This is a genomic window from Pseudoalteromonas sp. 2CM28B (genome assembly GCF_023161935.1).
On sequence record NZ_JALNTH010000010.1, the window covers coordinates 25837 to 44612 of the forward strand.

An 18776-nucleotide genomic window follows, 5' to 3' on the forward strand; every position below is an offset into this window, starting at 1 on the left:
CAACAAAGAGGAAAATGTTTATGCAACTGAATTTAACTGGTCGTCATGTAGATATTACCGACTCGCTTAGAGACTACGTAAATAGCAAATTTTCGAAGTTACAGAGGCACACTGATCACATAACGAATGTGCACGTTATTCTCGATGTAGAAAAACTAAACCAAAAAGCTGAAGCAACCGTTCATGTTAGTGGCGCTGAGATTTTTGCTTCTACTGAGCATCAAGATATGTATGCCGCTATAGACTCGCTCATTGACAAGCTAGATCGTCAAGTAATTAAACACAAAGAGAAACTTGCTCGACACTAACACTATGAAACTAAGCTCACTTATCTGTCAGGACTGCAGTAAAGCTGCGGTCCTTTTTAATAGTAAAAAAAGAATTTTAGAATTTATCAGTGAATTGGCTCACAATAAGCTGCCCTATTTAACACAACAAGATATTCTTAATGCATTAACTGCAAGAGAAAAGCTTGGAAGTACAGGCATTGGTCGAGGCATTGCTATTCCACATGGTCGCATGAGTGGTGCTCAAGAACCCCTAGCTTTGATTTTAGTGAGCGAAACAGCTATTAATTTTGATGCGATTGATAACCGACCGGTTGACATTTTTGTCGCGTTAATTGTTCCCGATGGCGATAATCAGCAGCATTTGAAGACGCTAGCCACGATAGCAGAAAAGCTCAATGATAAAGAATTTTGTAAACAGTTACGCGCCGCCAAATCGGATAGCGAACTGTATCAGGTTATCGTCAGTCAATCGTAGTAATAAAGAAAGGTGGTAAATGGAATTAATAATTATAAGCGGTCGCTCAGGGTCAGGTAAATCTGTGGCGTTACGCGTTGTGGAAGACTTAGGTTATTATTGTGTAGACAATATTCCTCTTAATTTATTACCATCATTAGTGCGCAGTGTTTCCGACAGTTATAATAAAATTGCTGTGAGTGTTGATGTACGTAACCTACCTAAAGAGCAACAGCAGTTTAATGAAATCATTGAATATTTACCTGGTTTTACTAAACCAACGGTATTTTATTTAGACAGTGACGATCAAACATTAATAAAACGCTTTTCAGAAACGCGTCGTCTTCACCCTTTATCTATTGATTCTTTGCCGCTTGATTTAGCCATAAAAAAAGAAAAACAACTACTTGATGTATTGATTAATCGTGCTGATTATATGATTGATACCACAGATTTAAGTGTGCATCAGCTTGCTGAGTCTATTCGTGAAAAAATACTCGGAAAAAAAGATAAACAACTGATCATTACCTTTGAGTCATTTGGTTTTAAACACGGCCTCCCTAAAGAAGCAGATTACGTATTCGATGCCCGTTTTTTACCAAACCCGCATTGGGAGCCTGAACTAAAGCTACTTACAGGGCTGGATCAACCAGTAAAAGACTACCTAGCAAGTCACAGTATAGTGCAAAAATTTACATGGCAAATTCAAACATTTGTGCAAACATGGCTGCCGCATTTAGAACGAAATAACCGCAGCTACTTAACTATTGCAATTGGCTGCACCGGTGGGCAACACCGCTCTGTTTATTTAGCGCAAACCATTGGCGAAAGCTTTGCAATGAGCCATCCTAATGTAAAAATTCGCCACCGAGAACAAGAATAATACCGAGTGAGAACATGTCATGCGCTTAGAAAATACATTTTTAATAAAAAACAAATTAGGATTACACGCTAGAGCGGCGACAGTATTAGCTCAGCTTTCTGTGCAATTTGATGCCACAATCACTTTATTTCAAGATGACAAACAAGCCGCTGGCGATAGCGTGCTGGCACTTATGTTACTCGAAAGCAGCCAAGGCAAAGAAGTTAAGGTGGTATGCGAAGGCCCCGACGCTGAGCCTGCACTTAGCGCAATAGGTGAACTCATCGACCAACGATTTAATGAGCAAGAATAAAAAAGTTCATTATTAACTCATCATCCTAAACTTAGATTAATAGTGGTTGAGGTAGTTTACTGATATAAAGTAAGATAAAGCAATACCCCATCATCGTGTAATAAAATTTAATTAAGGACGCCAATGCCTGAAGCTTTAGAACAAGATATTCCACTACAACAACTAAAACAGGTGACTAAGTCACTAAATAGTGGTCAATTTGTTCAAGTTAGGCGCATGCTAGCAAAAACGGCACCTTGTGATACCGCACTTCTTTTAGAATCATCTCCCCATAAAATTCGTCGTATGCTCTGGCAACTGGTTGATCCTGATGTACAAGGTGATGTGCTTGAAGAGCTGTCTGAAGATGTACGTTTGGGCATTATTGCGCAAATGGCACCCGAGCACATTGCTGCTGCAACCGAAGACATGGGCCATGATGATTTAGGGGAAGTACTACGTAGCCTACCTGACACTGTTTATAAAGATGTTGTTAGCGCTATGGATATTCAAGATAGAGAACGTGCAACGCAGGCTTTATCGTATCAAGAGCGCTCTGCTGGCGCATTGATGAATATAGATACCGTTACTATTCGCCCCGATGTGACTCTAGATGTGGTACTACGTTATATTCGCTTACGCGGCGAATTACCTGAGGGTACAGATGACTTATATGTGGTTGATGAAAATAACTGCTTTTTAGGCGCCCTATCGCTGAGTACTTTATTAACTAATCCCCCTGAAAAAATTGTTCATGAGTTAATGGATGAAGACTGTGAGTCTATTCCTATTTCAATGGATGAGAGCGAAGTTGCACAATTGTTTGAGCGTCATAACTGGATATCGGCACCGGTTGTTGATGACAACGCACACTTGCTTGGGCGGATCACCATTGATGATATCGTTGATGTTATTCGTGAAGACGCTGAGCACAGTTTACTGGGTTTAGCGGGTTTAGATGATGAAGAAGATACCTTTGCACCTGTGTTAAAAAGCTCTAAAAAGCGCTCAATTTGGCTGGGTGTAAACTTACTAACTGCATTGCTGGCTGCAATTGTGGCGAGCTTTTTTGAAAACACCTTAGCTATATTACCAATTCTTGCTGTGCTCAATGGTATTGTTCCGTCAATGGGTGGGGTTGCAGGCAGCCAAACCTTAACTTTGGTTATTCGCGGTATCGCGGTGGGCCATATCAACCAAACTAACCAACGTTTTTTATTATTAAAAGAACTCGCTATCGGCGCGATTAACGGTATGGTTTGGTCTATCCTAATTGCCGGTGTCGTTGCGCTTTGGCAATGGGATTTCAAACTCGGTGGTGTTTTAGCGTTTGCTATGTTTATGAATTTAGTTGCAGCAGGTATTGCGGGTGCTAGTATCCCACTATTGCTTAAAAAAATGAAAATAGATCCAGCACTTGCAGGCAGTGTGGTACTAACCACAGTAACTGATATTGTTGGTATATTTGCCTTCTTAGGTACTGCGACTTGGTTATTGATTTAGGCTCTAATCTTTTTATAAACAAAAACACCGCGTCAATACGCGGTGTTTTTGTTTAAGCCGATAGTTACTTTACATAAGTTAAGGCTACTTAGCGCGCTGGCGATTACCGCCAACCTTAGGTTTAGTGTTGGCTTTTTTAAACTGACTAAACCCAGTATGACGAGTAAGCGCAGGGCGACCGCCCTTGTTACCTTTACCGCCTTTGGCTTGCCTTTCATCTCGCCCTTCTTCTGGCACTAAACAATTTGGACCTTTACCAATGAGTTTAGCTTTGCCCATGTTACGAAGGGCTTCACGGATCATCGGCCAACCGGCAGGATCGTGATAGCGTAAAATTGCTTTATGCAAACGACGCTGACGCGCGCCCTTTGGCACCGCAACTTGCTCAGTATTATTTTTAATATTGCGTAGCGAGTTCATTTCAGTATGATAAATAGTGGTCGCATTAGCCATCGGTGATGGGTAAAAATTTTGTACCTGATCAAGCTTAAAATCATTCGATTTCAACCATAAAGCCATGTTTACCATATCTTCATCTTTAGTCCCCGGGTGAGCAGAAATAAAGTATGGAATTAAATACTGCTTTTTACCCGCTTCTTTTGAGTACTTATCAAATAGCGCTTTAAATTCATCATAAGCGCCCATACCTGGTTTCATCATTTTTGATAATGGACCATCTTCTGTGTGCTCAGGTGCTATTTTTAAATATCCACCAACATGATGGGTTACTAGCTCTTTAACGTAACGAGGATCACGTACAGCAAGGTCATAACGCACGCCTGAAGCAATTAAGATCTTTTTGATCCCTTTAACCTCACGCGCCTTTTTATATAAGTCGATAGTGGGTGTGTGATCGGTATCCATATGCTTACAAATATCAGGATACACACACGACAAGCGACGACAGGTACTCTCTGCTTTTTTACTGGTACAACGCAGTTTATACATATTTGCAGTTGGCCCACCTAAATCAGAGATAACCCCAGTAAAGCCCGGCACTTTATCTCTAATTTGTTCAATCTCTTCAATAATTGATTCTTGAGAACGGCTTTGTATTATTCGCCCTTCATGCTCGGTAATAGAACAAAACGAACAGCCGCCAAAACAGCCGCGCATTATATTTACCGACGTTTTAATCATATCGTAAGCAGGAATTTTAGCGTCGCCATAACTTGGGTGCGGAATGCGCTGATACGGTAAACCAAACACATCATCCATTTCTTGGGTTTCAAGTGGATAAGCTGGCGGGTTCACCCAAATAGAGCGATCGCCATGACGCTGAAACAACGCTCTTGCACAACCGGGGTTGGTTTCTTGGTGCAAAATACGCGATGCATGAGCATATAATGGTTTATTAACACTGACCTGCTCAAAAGCAGGTAACTTAACGTAAGTTTTTTCCCACGGCTTAGGGCGCGCAGGTTGGATGATAATTGGTTTTGCAGCTTCGGCTTTTAAATCAATACCCGCTTGCTTAAATTCTGATTTAGCACAACCCACATCATCCGCACCATAAGGATTAGGAATAGGGTCTATTTTACCAATTTTATCAATGGCTGTTGAATCACTGCCACGCCAACCGGGTAAAGGCTCTTTACGAATAACCGCCGTGCCTCTCACATCTTGTATGGTATCTATGGTTTCACCCGCAGCGATACGGTGCGCTACTTCAACTAACGGGCGTTCGGCATTACCATAAATTAAAATATCGCCTTTAGCGTCAAATAATACGCTACGACGTACTTTTTCTTGCCAATAGTCATAATGAGCAATACGACGCAAGCTGGCTTCAATGCCCCCTAACACGAGCGGCACATCTTTATAGGCTTCACGACAACGTTGTGAGTATATGATCACGGCGCGATCGGGGCGTTTACCGCCGACATTTCCTGGTGTGTATGCATCATCATGGCGCATTCGTTTTTCAGCGGTGTAACGATTGATCATCGAGTCCATATTACCGGCTGTAATACCAAAAAATAAGTTAGGCTTACCCAATGCCATAAAGGCATCTTTAGAGTTCCAATCAGGCTGAGCAATAATGCCCACTCTGAACCCCTGCGCTTCAAGCACACGGCCAATTACGGCCATCCCAAAACTAGGATGGTCTACATAAGCATCACCGCTAATAATAATAATATCGCAGCTATCCCAGCCAAGCGCGTCCATTTCTTCGCGTGTTGTTGGTAAAAATGGAGCTGTGCCATAACACTCAGCCCAATACTTGGGATATGAGAATAAGGCGCGATCAGCTTTTAATGTGCTCATAAAATTGGCCGTTCAATAACAAAAGGCGCGAATTATACCCTATCGACATCCCCGTTGATATAGCACAAAATGAAAGCGCTGATTAAAAATTGTTTACCTTTATTGCATTACTAAAACTAATAAATCATCTAAACTTATTACGGCTAATGTCTGCTTTTGAAATAATACAAGGTAGATAAAATAGATCAAAAGCAACCGCGACTTCGTTAAACTATTAAATAATTAATAATTGATAGACGCTGTAAATTAAAATAGATGAGGAATACCTATTAAACTACTTAAAAAAATAATGCAGTTTTCAATCATTTTACTCTTGGTTTTTGTTATCGTTGGATTATTGTTACCACAAAATTATCATGTGCAAAAAAGTATAAAGATTAACGCACGCGCTCCCGCAATAAAGTCATTAGTGGAGGACTTTACCCAGTGGTATAAATGGTCGCCGTGGCAACAAATAGACCCTAATATTAAGTTTAATATTGGAGAACCAAGCTCTGGCGCAGGAGCCTACCAATCTTGGGAAGGTAAATGGGGCAAAGGCGAAATGACAATATCGGCATTAAGCGATAATGAAGTTGTATTTAGTGTGTTATTTAATCAAGAGCATATTATCACTAGCAAATTGCTATTTAGCCCGCACACAAAAACCGTCACGTGGCAAATAGAAGGACAAGCAACGATGCCGCTTATTTCTGGGTACGTTGCTATATTTGCTGAAAATATATTAGGTAATATAGTGACCCTAGGGCTAAATAACTTAAAAACGGTCGCTCAACTCAGTGATGCACAAGCAATAATGGAAAGCCATGACAGTCAAAACCGCACAAGCCAGGATTAAACTTGCCAATATTATTGAGTCACTGCTAGGTTACTCGGTCACAAAAGTGAGTAATACGCCTGCCATTGATGAAAAAACCTATAATCCTCAAAGTAAAGCCAAATCGCTTTATAGTATTAATAGCGAGCATTCAATTTTAGCGCGTGCTCAAAAAAGACAAGACTTACTACTGATTAAACAGCAACAAAATATTGAGACTATTTTAGCCTTAGCAATGGAGTTTTGTCCTGATGTTGCTTGCGCTAAACAGCCCGATGCTGATTGGGTAGAGCACTTTATAGCCTTATGTGAAGATACCTCAAATCAATCTATGCAAGTGTTGTGGGCAAAAATTTTTACTGGCGAAACCATTAGCCCAGGTACTTTTTCTATTAAAAGTTTACAAACACTCAAGCACATGACCCAGCGCGAAGCCGATTCATTAAGAAAGTGCGTGTCTATTTCTGGGTATAACGAAAAGGATAGTAGCCACCTAATATTCTTGGGGTATTACAAAAAACCCTCATTATTTGATTTACTAGGTAAAGGTAATAAAGTGTCATTAAGCATAGGTAAAAGCGGTGTGAGCTTTCCTGATGTATTAACCTTAATGGATTTAAATTTGTTATACCGTAAAGAGATTGAATCCGCTGCATTAAAAGCAGGACAAGAGTTCACCCTCTCCTTTTTGACTCAAAAACTAACTTTAAAAGCAAAAAGTAACGATTTGGTGCTTAGCTATTATAAGTTTACCCAAACCGGTGATGAACTGTTTAGATTAATGAACTACCCAATTAACAAGGTGTACAAACAGTTAATTGGTGCGGCATTTGAAGGGGAATTTGAATTAGTGTGGCATGCTTCAAAGTAACTAAAAAAGCCACACGAGGTGGCTTTTCGAAAAGTCGGTGCTTAAAAGTGAACCTGAATACCGGCAAACGGCCCCGATGCATCAATATCAGTATTAATATCATCTACATCATCAAGTTCTAACACCATAGAGCGGTAGCCCGCCTTAACCGCAACATCAACGGCTAGGTTATCAATAAACTCCCAAGCAATACCCATTTGGTAATCTTGTACTTTACTGTCATCTATGGCTAAAAAGCTGCCTTCAGCAAAAACACTTAAACCACTAAATGGTAAACCCGCTTCAAAACGTCCATATACTAACGGCACAACACCAGAGAACTCTTCGATTTCAGTAAAGTTAGCGCCACCTTGTTGTGATGTACCTGTTACAACAAGCTCACCATCAAACTGCTTAGCATTAAGACCTAAATCAATTGAGATTAAATCGTTATCAAAAATCTCGTAGTAAAGAATATAATCAATATGCGATAAGTCAGTCACTGAATTAACACCTGTGCCTACAACATAATCAGTGCCGTTAAAGCTAAATGTGTCTTCAAGCACTGTTGAACCGGTTAATTCAAGCTCAGTGTATTTTAACTTTAAGTTTGGCACTAATGGCACTGGGTGCTCAAGCGCAGCGTAATAACTGACAAAAGTTTCATCTTTAAAGTTGAAGTTTTGCAGGGCGTTATTGTTATCAGAAAAGCTACCGTCATTATCTGCTTTCCAACCATCAACCCCTACATATAAGCCTAATACAGTGTCGGCTTGTGCTACAGGAGCTAAACATGCCATTGATAAGGCTGCTGCTATACAATACTTTTTCATTTTTTATCCTTGCGCTAATAATTCACTAAGTTCAATCAGTGCCGCATTGGCTCTAGAAATATAATTTGCCATAACAAGTGAATGGTTGGCGACATAACCAAATCCATTACCGTTTAAAATCATTGGGCTCCATACCGTTTCTTGGGTTGCTTCAAGCTCGCGTATAATTTGTTGCAAGCTGACACGGGCGTTCTTTTTATCAAGCACATCGGCAAAATCATATTCAACCGCCTGTAAAAAGTGCAGTAAAGCCCAAGTAGCACCACGTGACTCATAAAATACATCATCAATTTCCCACCATGATGTTTTTATTTGTTGTTGTAAAGGCGTATAGGTGGCCTGTGTATTTGAAGAGTTACCGGCGAGGTCAGTGTTAACTTTATCTTGACCCACGCTTGCACTTAAACGCTGACTTAAGCTGCCTAAACGCTTTTCAGCTTCTTTTAACCAACTGCGTAGGTTATCTGCACGAGAGTAAAATTGGCTATCGCGCTCATGCTGATTGGCTATTTGAGAACGATATACCATTAAATAATCAATTCCTTTTTGGTATTCACCCTCAGCACTTGGCCATGCCCATGCTTCAGAGCTGATATTAAATTGTGGCTGAGCTTTTTTGAGCGCTTCGTGTTCAGTTGATTGCGATTGTGAGCGGCTAAAATCTTTTCGCATAGACAACGCTAAATCACGCACCATTTCCAGCGCACCATACTCCCAGGCCGGCATATTGTCCATTATTACGCTCGGTGGTAGCACATCATTTGATAAGTAACCGCCTGATTTAGTTAAAAGCGTATCAGCTACAGTGATGAGTGTTGAAGTTGTTACATAACCTGTGACTAGTTTTTCACTGCGTTGCTGCGCTTGTTGCTTAGCATTTTGCACAACATCAAAACGTGAAGGCTCTATACTCCAGTATACTGCAATGGCGTAAAACACGACAAATAACAGTACCAGTGCCGTTATTATTTTTCCTTTATGCTGTGACATTTATCCTCCTAATGATGACTATGATCTTTCGATGCTTTTACCGACTCTGCTTGTGAGGCTAACGAAACGACTTTTGCATTGGTAAATACTCGGTTCCCGTCTTCAAAATATAGCGTGAGTTTACGTTCTTGACCTACTTTTAACGGTTCTTGTGGTTCAAACACCATTAAATGATAGCTGCCTGGCTTAAAATCGAGTTGTTGGTGAGCTTTAATAAGCAATGATTCGACTTTTTGCATTTTCATCATACCGTCAGCGTGAACGTGCTCATGAATTTCAACACGCCCTAGACCATCAATTGTCGCTTTAGTCAACGTTGCTGGTACATTGCTGTGGTTTTTAATACTAAAGTAAGCCACACTGGCTTTGGTTGCCGGCAAAAACTCTCTTACTTGCGCATGTGTTACTTGTAGCTGCGCAACAACACTATCGTGTTCATGTCCTTCGTGCGCCATTAACGAAGACGAAAAAACCCCCACCATTAATGCACTTGCTATCAAAATACATTGTTTAATCATCGGTAAAATCCTTGTTAAAACAAAAAAATATAGTTTAAATTTATCATAATTCCCCTATGTTAGGCAGCTAATTTAAGCTCAAGAGACGACTTTTTTGTTATCTGCGATTAACCAACACAGCCCTGCTACAAACAATAACGGCCAAGCAATCATCAATGATCCGAATAAAAAAGCTAAAATAGTACCAGCCAGTGCCACCATCGCCGCGCCAACTAACCCCATCGTCACTAAAGCAACAATCGCAATAACAACGATAATAGCAACTAACGCACCAATGAGCTCTATACCTGTCCAGCTAATATCTGAGATCCATAGCGGAAACTGCCACACATCAAAGTGAATAATTGAACCGCTATTAATTAAAAACAACGCAAAAATAACTAGGCACACGACGAATGTTTTCATGCTGCTCTCCTTACACTGCTTTTTCTTCAAGGCAACAGTGAGCAATTAAATAACCTAGCGCCACTGCAAACGGAAAACTTAAAAATAATAAAACAGTCACTAAGCGAGTAGACCATACCGGAAAGTCTAGTCGGTAAGCTAACCCACTACAGACGCCTGATATTTTTTTGTTAAGCGTGTTTTTGTACCAACGACGGTGTGTATTAAAACTATTCATAACAATCTCCTTAAGCTGTTTGTTTATTAGCAGTATTTAAACTTGCTTTTAAACTAGCCAGTTCTACATCAATTTTTTCATTTTTAACCAGTGACTCAATTTGCATAGCTGTATTGCTCGCAGTATCTGTGAGCTCATACGCTTCAACTTGCGACTCTACACTTTCAACGCGGCGCTCTATTTGCTCAAATCGTGATAAGGCAAAAGCCACTTTATCGCTTTGTAGTTGCGTATTTATTTTTGCCCTTGCTTCAACTACGTTTTCACGCTTTGTAAGTTGTGCTTGTTTTGCTTTTGCCTGCATCATTTTGTGTTGTAAGCGCTCGCAGTCTTCTGTGATTTTTACAATTGATTGCTGCAATGTTTCAAGCTGCGTTTGCAGGCACCCTATGCTTTGTTCAACTGTGTGTTTTTCGGCTAATGCTGATTTAGCTAAATCGTCACGATTTTTTGCCACAGCATGCTCAGCTTTTAATTGCCAATTTGCGAGCGCTTGCTGTTTGTTACTTATTTGTCGTTTAATGCACTTTTCTTCACATAAAAGTGCAGCTACCGTACTACGACACTCATTAAGCGCTTCTTGCATTTCAGTAAGCATTAAATTGAGTAATTTCTCTGAGTTTTCTGCTTTATCAAGCATAGCTACGATATTTGCTTGAATGACGTCGTTTACGCGGTTAAATATACCCATGTTATTCTCCTGATGATTTTTATTTATACATCAACAGGATTCCAAGAGTTATGCCAACAACTTAAAATAGTTTTATTTTAATTAAATATCATGTAGTTAAGTTATTTCAAGTAGGTAAATTAATGACTCATCACTGAATGGAGTTAAGTCGAATTGGCTAATAAATTAAACTTTTGACCAAAATTTGGGGTCAAAAAAAGCCACCTGAGGTGGCTTTTTTCTATACAGAGGATCTGTTATTCGGGTACGTAACTTAGTGCTTTATCCATAACACCTAGATCAGCTTGCTTGCCATGGCCATTTTCAGATAAATGGCGTCTAAAACCACGCGCACCGGGTTGTCCCTGAAAAATACCTAACATATGGCGAGCAACATGCCAAAAGTTAGCGCCTAAACGCATCTCTTCTTCAATGTAATCATACATAGAGCGCACAACTTCATGACGTGACTGAGTATTAGCAGCGTCACCATATATTTTTTCATCCACTTCATTTAGCATAAATGGATTACTGTAAGCCTCTCGCCCAACCATCACCCCATCTATGTACTGTAAATGCTCAAGACTTTGCTCAATGGTTTTAACACCCCCATTAATACTTAAATCAAGTTGTGGATAATCTTTTTTAAGCTGGTAAACACGGGGGTAATCAAGCGGTGGTACTTCGCGATTTTCTTTTGGGCTCAACCCTTTTAGCCATGCCTTACGGGCATGAATAATAAAATCATCACAGCCTACTTTATGCGATGCTTCAATAAGCGCACATAAAAATTCATAGGAGTCTTGCTCATCAATACCAATGCGCGTTTTTACCGTAACAGGAATACTGACTTCACTTTTCATTGCAGCAACACACTCTGCCACAAGCTCGGGCTCTGCCATTAAACAGGCACCAAAACGCCCATTTTGCACACGATCAGACGGACAGCCTACGTTAAGGTTTATTTCATCATAACCGCGCTCACCTGCAAGCTTGGCACACTGTGCTAGCGCTTGCGGATCTGAGCCCCCCAGCTGCAGCGCTACTGGGCCTTCGTGTTGATTAAAATGCAAATAGTCACCACGACCAAATAAAATAGCACCTGTGGTGATCATTTCAGTGTAGAGCACGGTGTGCTTTGTCATTTTACGATGAAACGTACGACAATGGCGATCAGTCCAATCTAACATTGGGGCAACAGAAAAGCGTCGATTTAAAGTACGTTTATCCAAAATGTAGTCCTCAAAAATTTATAATTTAAGCACAGCTTAAAAGGCGCTGCATTTTACACAAAAGCCCCATGCGCAGCAATGTTAAGCAAACACCTGCAAGCCAAAGTATTGTGCGATACCATTTAAAATATTCGTTACTGCGACTGAGCTTAAAATTAACCCCATAATTCGGCTAATAATACTTGCCCCGCTATCACCTATTATTTTATGTACCTGCGTAGCAAGTAATAACAAAATAAGTACCACCACTAAAACGGCCAGCATCATTGATGAGGTAATCATTTGTTCAACCCAAGTATATTCTTCATTACGCGTCATTAATACCGCACCTAACATAGCGCCAGGGCTTGCAATTGAGGGTATAGCCAGCGGAAAAATAGCGGTTTCAGTGCTATCGCGAACACTTTTAATTTCAGCTTCGGGTTTACTTTCACCAAACGTCATGGAGAGTGCAAAAATTAATAAGATCAAGCCACCGGCTATTTGAAATGCCGATAGTGGAATCTCAATCACATTGAGTAATTGCTCACCGGCAACCACAAAAAATAACAGTACTAAAGCAGATACACCCACTGCCTTAAAAATCACTTTACGCTTAAACTTGTCGTCATCACCCCGAGTTACGGCGATAAAAACCGGAATTGTGCCGATTGGATCGATAACTGCAAAAAAGAAAATAAATGTGGCTAATAATTCATGCATTAATGAATACCTTTTCACAAAAGCGGTTAATAAATCGCTGCAACTACAATACAGTATGTTAGTATATCACGGCAAAGTAAGGATGAGAGAAGATGAATATAGAATCACTCGTAAATAAAGCAAAACAAGTATGCGACAACCGTGGTGCGCGATTCACACCTATTCGCGAAAAGGTATTTCGTTTATTAGCAAGCGCTCAAGGTGGTGTGGGTGCATACGATTTGCTAGAGCAATTAAAAGTCACTGAAACAGGCGCAAAACCTGCGACAATTTATCGTGCTTTAGACTTTTTAGCAGAACTCGGTTTTATTCATAAAATTGAAAGCACTAACGCATTCATGTTGTGTCATCACTTTGATCATATTCATCCTGTTCAATTACTAATTTGCGATACATGTGGGTTTGTTAAAGAGCTGCATTCAACAGTAATTTCACATGAGCTCAATAACTTAGCAGCGGAAAGTGGCTTTGTAGTTTCTGGGCAAACCATAGAAGCACACGGTAAATGTGACGCTTGTCGAGCATAGCTGAGCGACTATAGCTATACTTTACGTATCCCCCCTATCAGTACCAATTTAAGGATATATAATATGAATGTAGAGTTCATTAATCCCTTTTTATCTTCTTTGATGAATGTATTGAGCACCATGGCTAAAACTCAGTTAAAACCAGGTAAACCTCGCATTAAAACCGATGAAGTGGCCTGTGGTGATGTATCGGGATTAATTGGTATGGTTGGCCCCCAAACTCGCGGTTCATTTTCAATAACCTTCGACGAAAGTTTAGCGCTGACTATAATGGAACGTATGTTAGGTGAGAGACCTAACAGCGTAAATGAAGAAGTCACAGACATGGTCGGCGAAATAACCAATATGGTCACCGGTGGTGCTAAAAACCTATTAGGTGAAAAAGGCTATGACTTTGCCATGGCAACCCCCATTGTTGTGTCTGGTAAAAACCATACCATTACGCATAAAAGTGACGGCAAAAAAATTATTATGCCATTTACCAGTGATGCAGGTAATGCAAACATTGAAGTGAGCTTCGATAAGCTATGAGCTGGTCGCAAACCACGATTACATTAAAGCCTCGCTCGCGGGGCTTTCACTTAATTGATAACGACATACTGACTAAACTCCCACAGCTGAGCCAACTAAAAATAGGTTTATTACACTTATTTATTCAACACACCTCTGCCAGCTTAACCATTAATGAAAATGCCGATCCGACCGTGCGTATGGATATGGAAAGTCACTTCAATCAGTTTGTACCTGAGCGCCAGCCTTATTATCGTCATGACTATGAGGGCGATGATGATATGCCTGCTCATATTAAAACCAGCACTTTAGGTTGCGAGTTAATGATACCTATTAATAATGGTCAATTAGCGCTGGGGACTTGGCAAGGAATATACTTAGGCGAACATCGCGACCATGGCGGGGCTAGGCGTATTATTGCCACTTTGCAAGGCGAAACGTTTTAGAGCTAGGTTTTATAACACAGATCGTTCGCATCCATTGAGCACTTCAAATCGATAAAAATTATATAAATTAAATTTATAATGATTCACGTGTGGATTATTGTTTGCTATTTGAAAATGAATATCTGGAAAGTAAATAAGATTGGAGCGGTACACGAGGCTCGAACTCGTGACCTCGACCTTGGCAAGGTCGCGCTCTACCAACTGAGCTAGTACCGCATTATATGAAGGTTCTAGGTTCTAGGTTCTAGGTTCTAGGTTCTAGGTTCTAGGTTCTAGGTTCTAGGTTCTAGGTTCTATCAATATTAAACCTTGTTCCTTTAACCTTTCATCTTGAATCTTTATTTCTACTACAATTTCTTTTGGTGAGAAATTGGAGCGGCACACGAGGCTCGAACTCGTGACCTCGACCTTGGCAAGGTCGCGCTCTACCAACTGAGCTAGTGCCGCATTCAAAATAGTCAGTAATTTGTCTGTTGGTGCGCGACAAGTCGCGTCCTACATTCTGGCAACTGAGCTAGTGCCGCATTCAAAATAGTCAGTAATTTGTCCGTTGGTGCGCGACAAGTCGCGTCCTACATTCTGGCAACTGAGCTAGTGCCGCATTCTAGGTTCTAGGTTCTGTCAAAATTAAACCTTGTTCCTTTCATCTTGAATCTTTATTTCTACTACAATTTCTTTTGGTGAAAAATTGGAGCGGCACACGAGGCTCGAACTCGTGACCTCGACCTTGGCAAGGTCGCGCTCTACCAACTGAGCTAGTGCCGCATTCTAGGTTCTAGGTTCTATCAATATTAAACCTTGTTCCTTTAACCTTTCATCTTGAATCTTTAACTTAAGCTCAAATACACTAACCCCGCGGGGGTTATCGTCTTAAGCGGGGCAGGATTCTACAATAATTAGGGTGCTTTGCAAGTATTTTTTATAAATTAAAAAACTTTTCTCGGTAAACCTTTAATTCCATAATCGAATCTTTAATGTCGTCTAACGCTAAATGTGACCCTTTTTTATTCACTTGAGCCAATACATCTGGTTTCCAACGACGAGCAAGTTCTTTAATGGTACTTACATCTAAATTACGGTAATGAAAAAAGTCTTCAAGCTCACGCATATACTTATTCATAAAACGACGGTCTTGGCCTATTGAGTTACCACACATAGGTGAAGCACCCGCTGGCACCCATTGCTTTAAAAACGCGAGAGTTTGCTCAACGGCATAAGCTTCATCGAAAGTACTTGCCTTACAACGCGCTGTAAGCCCTGATTTGCCATGCTGAGTTGTACACCACTCATCCATACCATCAAGTAGTTCATCACTTTGATGAATGGCAATGGTTGGGCCTTCGGCTAATATATTCAGATCAGCGTCAGTGACAACAGTTGCAATTTCAAGTATTTTGTCAGTCTCTGGTTCAAGTCCGGTCATTTCCAGATCGAGCCAAATTAAATTTGATTTATTAATAGTCATAATTACCTTAAACGGTGCTTTTCTTTAGATCCAACGCATTTCGATATATCATATTAGCATCAACCGTCGAGCTAAAGCTTTTTTTGGCAAACTCGGCATTTAACTCAGGTTATAGGCCTCAAGTGGCAAAACAGAAAAAATTAAGTAAAGGCCAATCCCGTAGGATCAAGGCCAATCATCAAAAGCGCTTATCGAATGCCGATACAAAACCGGCAAAAGTCGGCGCGCAAGAATGGCAAACAGATAATTTAGGTCAAGTGGAAAATGCGATTGTTATTAGCCGCTTTGGACAACATGCCGATGTAGAAACACAAAACGGTGATGTATTACGTTGTAATATTCGTCGTACCGTATCGAACTTGGTTTGCGGCGATGAAGTATTGTTTCGCCGTGCAAAAGTAAGTGCAGGTGATTTAGCGGGTGTTATTGAAGCAACTCAAGAGCGCCGTTCACAACTCACGCGCCCCGATTTTTATGATGGGGTTAAAGTGATTGCCGCTAATATTGATCAAATTTTAATGGTTTCAGCGGTACTGCCAGAGTTTACCCCGAGCATTATTGATCGCTATTTAATTGCCTGTGAAGATATGGGTATCGAACCCATTTTAGTACTGAATAAAATTGATTTAATTGATGAAGCTGGTTTAAACGAAATACAACAAATCCTCGACATTTACCGTAAGCTTAATTATCAGGTGCTGCTAGTTAGTAATATAACTGGCGAAGGCATTAATGAGTTAAAAGAAGTACTTGCGGGCAAAAACAATATTTTTGTTGGTCAAAGTGGCGTGGGTAAATCTACCTTAGTTAACACTGTACTGCCGGATGCTGAAATTTTGACTAAAGAAGTATCTGAAAACAGCGGGCTTGGCCAGCACACCACCACGGTATCACGCCTTCATCATTTACCGAGCGGGGGTAATTTAATTGACTCACCGGGGATTCGTGAATTTGGCCTATGGCATTTAGATGTTGAACGCGTCACTTGGTGCTTTAAAGAATTTAGAGAATTTATAGGCGGATGCCGGTTTAGAGATTGTAAACATTTAAACGATCCGGGCTGTATAATTAAACAAGCGGTAGCCGATGGCGATATTTCAAAATTACGCTTTGAAAGCTACCACCGTATTTTAGAAACCATGGCCGATGGCCGTGCAGGCGCTCGTGCGCCCCGCGTATAATAAGGGAATAACCTGTGAGTTTAGATAAATTTAAAATCGCCATGCAGTATGCCATGCCAAAACACTTTATTTCTCGTGTGGTAGGTAAACTTGCTGCAGCAAAAGCCGGTGCGTTAACAACTACATTAATTAAATTATTTATTAAACAATATAAAATAGATATGAGCGAAGCTAAATATTCAGATCCGGCTCATTACAAAAGCTTTAATGAATTTTTTACCCGTCCGTTAAAAGACGGTGTGCGTCCTATGGTTGAAGATGACGATATTATTATTCATCCAGTAGACGGCGCAATTAGCCAACTAGGCGACATTGTTGATGGTCAACTTATTCAAGCTAAAGGCCACGATTACAGCTTACAAGCATTGTTAGGTGGATCACAAGACGACACAACCCCGTTTTTAGGCGGTAAATTTGCAACTATTTACTTAGCCCCAAAAGATTACCACCGGATTCATATGCCAATTGATGGCACGCTAAGCAAAATGATTTATGTACCGGGCGATTTATTTTCAGTAAACCCACTTACCGCTCAAAACGTACCAAATTTATTTGCCCGTAACGAGCGTGTAGTGGCTATTTTTGAAACTGAAATTGGTCCTTTAGCTATGGTCTTGGTAGGCGCAACCATTGTTGCCAGCATAGAAACTATTTGGGCTGGCACAGTAACTCCACCAGCTGGCAGTGATGTGTTTAGCTGGAACTACCCAACTAAAGGCGAAAACGCGATCACCCTTAAGAAAGGGGAAGAAATGGGTCGCTTTAAATTAGGCTCAACGGTTGTACTTGCATGGGGTGCGAACAAAGCAGAAATATTAGACGATCAACTCCCAGAGGTAGTTACTCGTTTAGGCACTGCCTTTGCAAAAATTGATGATTAATAGGTATTGTCAGTTCGAGCTTAAAAAAACACCGCGTTTATTTTCAATAACCGCGGTGTTTTCTTGTAAACGTAGAGCTTACTCACGTTAAAAGCCAAGCTTTTCATTACTCATACCCGCCACACTCTTTACACGCTAAATCCTTAGTCATCTTAAAATGCTGTTGCTTTAAGCTTAATGCGTCAAACGTTATAAACACATTCCCCTTAAAATGACCTAACAACATATTGAGGGTTAATTGTGCCTGCATTGACCCAACAATCCCAAGTAAAGGGCTAATTACCCCGGCATTACTACAATTTATAACCGGTGCATCACTACTTTGAGGGAAAACACAGCCGTAACATGGGCTGTCACTTTGTCTAAAATCAAACCCCATTAATTGCCCTTGAGTTGCCAGCGCAGCCCCTGTAATTAAGCGAGTGTTTTTAGCAATGCAATAGCGATTAACCGCATAGCGGGTACTAAAGTTATCAGAGCAATCAAGCACTATGTCGGCGTTTTTTAAGAGCAACGCACTATTGGTATCATCCAGCTTTTGAGTGTGGGTTATTATATTTATTTGATTGTTAAGGCTCGCAAGCACTTTTCTAGCCGCGCGAACTTTGTTTTGCCCCAAATGATTTACTTTATAGAGCACTTGGCGCTGTAAGTTAGACAGTTCAACTACATCGTCATCAATTAAAATAAGCGACCCAATGCCAGCTGCCGCTAAATACAGCAGCGCAGGACTACCTAAGCCACCTGCACCAACTACGGCAACCGTTGAACGTTTCAGCATTAACTGCCCGTCAAGCCCCACTTCATCAAGTAATATATGGCGGCTATAACGCAAGGTTTCTTTGTCATTTAACGTTTGCAAC

At 40.6% G+C, this 18776-nt stretch carries 23 protein-coding genes and 3 tRNA genes; 12 read left to right on the forward strand and 14 right to left on the reverse strand.

All coding sequences use genetic code 11. The features are described from left to right. Positions 1 to 20: 20 nt before the first annotated feature. The 5 genes from hpf (at position 21) to mgtE (ending at position 3401) form a co-directional block, all read left to right on the forward strand. Positions 21 to 308, forward strand: a complete 288-nt coding sequence (hpf, locus tag MTN96_RS14905; protein WP_010390562.1) for a ribosome hibernation promoting factor — start codon at positions 21 to 23, stop codon at positions 306 to 308. 4 nt (positions 309 to 312) lie between these two features. Next, positions 313 to 765 (forward strand): PTS IIA-like nitrogen regulatory protein PtsN, encoded by a 453-nt coding sequence (ptsN, locus tag MTN96_RS14910; protein ID WP_248532183.1) that lies wholly within the window; start codon positions 313 to 315, stop codon positions 763 to 765. 19 nt (positions 766 to 784) lie between these two features. Beyond that, a complete protein-coding gene (gene rapZ / locus MTN96_RS14915; protein WP_036981214.1) occupies positions 785 to 1627 on the forward strand; it encodes an RNase adapter RapZ in 843 nt (280 codons plus the stop codon). Positions 1628 to 1646: 19 nt separating this feature from the next. Then, positions 1647 to 1919: an HPr family phosphocarrier protein gene (locus MTN96_RS14920; RefSeq protein ID WP_013463979.1), complete on the forward strand. Its 273-nt coding sequence runs from the start codon at positions 1647 to 1649 to the stop codon at positions 1917 to 1919. A 123-nt stretch (positions 1920 to 2042) separates the two neighbouring features. Further along, positions 2043 to 3401, forward strand: a complete 1359-nt coding sequence (gene mgtE / locus MTN96_RS14925) for a magnesium transporter (protein ID WP_013463978.1) — start codon at positions 2043 to 2045, stop codon at positions 3399 to 3401. Positions 3402 to 3485: 84 nt separating this feature from the next. Here the strand turns inward: mgtE and MTN96_RS14930 are convergent, their stop codons facing one another. Continuing rightward, positions 3486 to 5669 (reverse strand): YgiQ family radical SAM protein, encoded by a 2184-nt coding sequence (locus tag MTN96_RS14930; protein WP_248532111.1) that lies wholly within the window; start codon positions 5667 to 5669, stop codon positions 3486 to 3488. Between the two features lie 289 nt (positions 5670 to 5958). Between MTN96_RS14930 and MTN96_RS14935 the strand changes: the two genes are divergently transcribed. Both MTN96_RS14935 and MTN96_RS14940 read left to right on the forward strand, forming a co-directional pair. Then, positions 5959 to 6507 carry an SRPBCC family protein gene (locus MTN96_RS14935; protein ID WP_069438860.1) on the forward strand — a complete coding sequence of 183 codons (549 nt, stop codon included), beginning with the start codon at positions 5959 to 5961 and terminating at the stop codon, positions 6505 to 6507. Continuing rightward, positions 6476 to 7357 carry a TIGR03899 family protein gene (locus tag MTN96_RS14940; protein WP_248532112.1) on the forward strand — a complete coding sequence of 294 codons (882 nt, stop codon included), beginning with the start codon at positions 6476 to 6478 and terminating at the stop codon, positions 7355 to 7357. The genes MTN96_RS14935 and MTN96_RS14940 overlap by 32 nt, the downstream gene beginning before the upstream one ends. Positions 7358 to 7398: 41 nt before the next feature. On the opposite strand, the gene MTN96_RS14945 is transcribed toward MTN96_RS14940, so the two are convergent. The 8 genes from MTN96_RS14945 to MTN96_RS14980 all read right to left on the reverse strand — a co-directional run bounded on the left by MTN96_RS14945 (position 7399) and on the right by MTN96_RS14980 (position 12903). Then, positions 7399 to 8169, reverse strand: a complete 771-nt coding sequence (locus tag MTN96_RS14945) for a TIGR04219 family outer membrane beta-barrel protein (protein WP_036981206.1) — start codon at positions 8167 to 8169, stop codon at positions 7399 to 7401. Between the two features lie 3 nt (positions 8170 to 8172). Further along, positions 8173 to 9159 carry a DUF2333 family protein gene (locus MTN96_RS14950; RefSeq protein WP_013463973.1) on the reverse strand — a complete coding sequence of 329 codons (987 nt, stop codon included), beginning with the start codon at positions 9157 to 9159 and terminating at the stop codon, positions 8173 to 8175. 8 nt (positions 9160 to 9167) lie between these two features. Further along, complete coding sequence (locus tag MTN96_RS14955) at positions 9168 to 9677, reverse strand: copper chaperone PCu(A)C (protein ID WP_138627049.1); 510 nt, start codon at positions 9675 to 9677, stop codon at positions 9168 to 9170. 78 nt (positions 9678 to 9755) lie between these two features. Beyond that, positions 9756 to 10082, reverse strand: coding sequence for a hypothetical protein (locus tag MTN96_RS14960; protein ID WP_069438857.1), 327 nt, complete (start codon positions 10080 to 10082; stop codon positions 9756 to 9758). A gap of 10 nt (positions 10083 to 10092) precedes the next feature. Then, positions 10093 to 10299, reverse strand: coding sequence for a PspC domain-containing protein (locus tag MTN96_RS14965; RefSeq protein WP_013463970.1), 207 nt, complete (start codon positions 10297 to 10299; stop codon positions 10093 to 10095). A gap of 10 nt (positions 10300 to 10309) precedes the next feature. Continuing rightward, a complete protein-coding gene (locus MTN96_RS14970; RefSeq protein WP_069438856.1) occupies positions 10310 to 10990 on the reverse strand; it encodes a PspA/IM30 family protein in 681 nt (226 codons plus the stop codon). A 236-nt stretch (positions 10991 to 11226) separates the two neighbouring features. Beyond that, complete coding sequence (gene dusA / locus MTN96_RS14975) at positions 11227 to 12159, reverse strand: tRNA dihydrouridine(20/20a) synthase DusA (protein ID WP_069438878.1); 933 nt, start codon at positions 12157 to 12159, stop codon at positions 11227 to 11229. A 123-nt stretch (positions 12160 to 12282) separates the two neighbouring features. Beyond that, positions 12283 to 12903: a MarC family protein gene (locus tag MTN96_RS14980; protein ID WP_036981200.1), complete on the reverse strand. Its 621-nt coding sequence runs from the start codon at positions 12901 to 12903 to the stop codon at positions 12283 to 12285. A 92-nt stretch (positions 12904 to 12995) separates the two neighbouring features. Here MTN96_RS14980 and MTN96_RS14985 point away from each other — a divergent pair, with 92 nt between their 5' ends. The 3 genes from MTN96_RS14985 to MTN96_RS14995 all read left to right on the forward strand — a co-directional run bounded on the left by MTN96_RS14985 (position 12996) and on the right by MTN96_RS14995 (position 14386). Beyond that, positions 12996 to 13430, forward strand: a complete 435-nt coding sequence (locus tag MTN96_RS14985; RefSeq protein ID WP_036981198.1) for a transcriptional repressor — start codon at positions 12996 to 12998, stop codon at positions 13428 to 13430. 63 nt (positions 13431 to 13493) lie between these two features. Beyond that, positions 13494 to 13961 carry a chemotaxis protein CheX gene (locus tag MTN96_RS14990; RefSeq protein WP_036981196.1) on the forward strand — a complete coding sequence of 156 codons (468 nt, stop codon included), beginning with the start codon at positions 13494 to 13496 and terminating at the stop codon, positions 13959 to 13961. Then, complete coding sequence (locus tag MTN96_RS14995; protein ID WP_069438855.1) at positions 13958 to 14386, forward strand: secondary thiamine-phosphate synthase enzyme YjbQ; 429 nt, start codon at positions 13958 to 13960, stop codon at positions 14384 to 14386. The genes MTN96_RS14990 and MTN96_RS14995 overlap by 4 nt, the downstream gene beginning before the upstream one ends. A 140-nt stretch (positions 14387 to 14526) precedes the next feature. Here MTN96_RS14995 and MTN96_RS15000 read toward each other — a convergent pair. From MTN96_RS15000 to orn, 4 genes are all read right to left on the reverse strand, one after another. Further along, a tRNA-Gly gene (locus MTN96_RS15000) sits at positions 14527 to 14602 on the reverse strand. A 155-nt stretch (positions 14603 to 14757) separates the two neighbouring features. After that, positions 14758 to 14833: transfer RNA gene (locus tag MTN96_RS15005), tRNA-Gly, on the reverse strand. A gap of 242 nt (positions 14834 to 15075) precedes the next feature. Continuing rightward, a tRNA-Gly gene (locus tag MTN96_RS15010) sits at positions 15076 to 15151 on the reverse strand. A 154-nt stretch (positions 15152 to 15305) separates the two neighbouring features. Then, positions 15306 to 15851: an oligoribonuclease gene (orn, locus tag MTN96_RS15015; protein WP_008115490.1), complete on the reverse strand. Its 546-nt coding sequence runs from the start codon at positions 15849 to 15851 to the stop codon at positions 15306 to 15308. Positions 15852 to 15973: 122 nt separating this feature from the next. Between orn and rsgA the strand changes: the two genes are divergently transcribed. After that, positions 15974 to 17032 (forward strand): small ribosomal subunit biogenesis GTPase RsgA, encoded by a 1059-nt coding sequence (gene rsgA, locus MTN96_RS15020; protein WP_069438877.1) that lies wholly within the window; start codon positions 15974 to 15976, stop codon positions 17030 to 17032. A gap of 14 nt (positions 17033 to 17046) precedes the next feature. Beyond that, positions 17047 to 17913 (forward strand): archaetidylserine decarboxylase, encoded by an 867-nt coding sequence (asd, locus tag MTN96_RS15025; protein ID WP_016900290.1) that lies wholly within the window; start codon positions 17047 to 17049, stop codon positions 17911 to 17913. A gap of 106 nt (positions 17914 to 18019) precedes the next feature. Here the strand turns inward: asd and MTN96_RS15030 are convergent, their stop codons facing one another. Then, positions 18020 to 18775, reverse strand: coding sequence for a HesA/MoeB/ThiF family protein (locus tag MTN96_RS15030; RefSeq protein ID WP_175416130.1), 756 nt, complete (start codon positions 18773 to 18775; stop codon positions 18020 to 18022). Position 18776 lies beyond the last annotated feature (1 nt).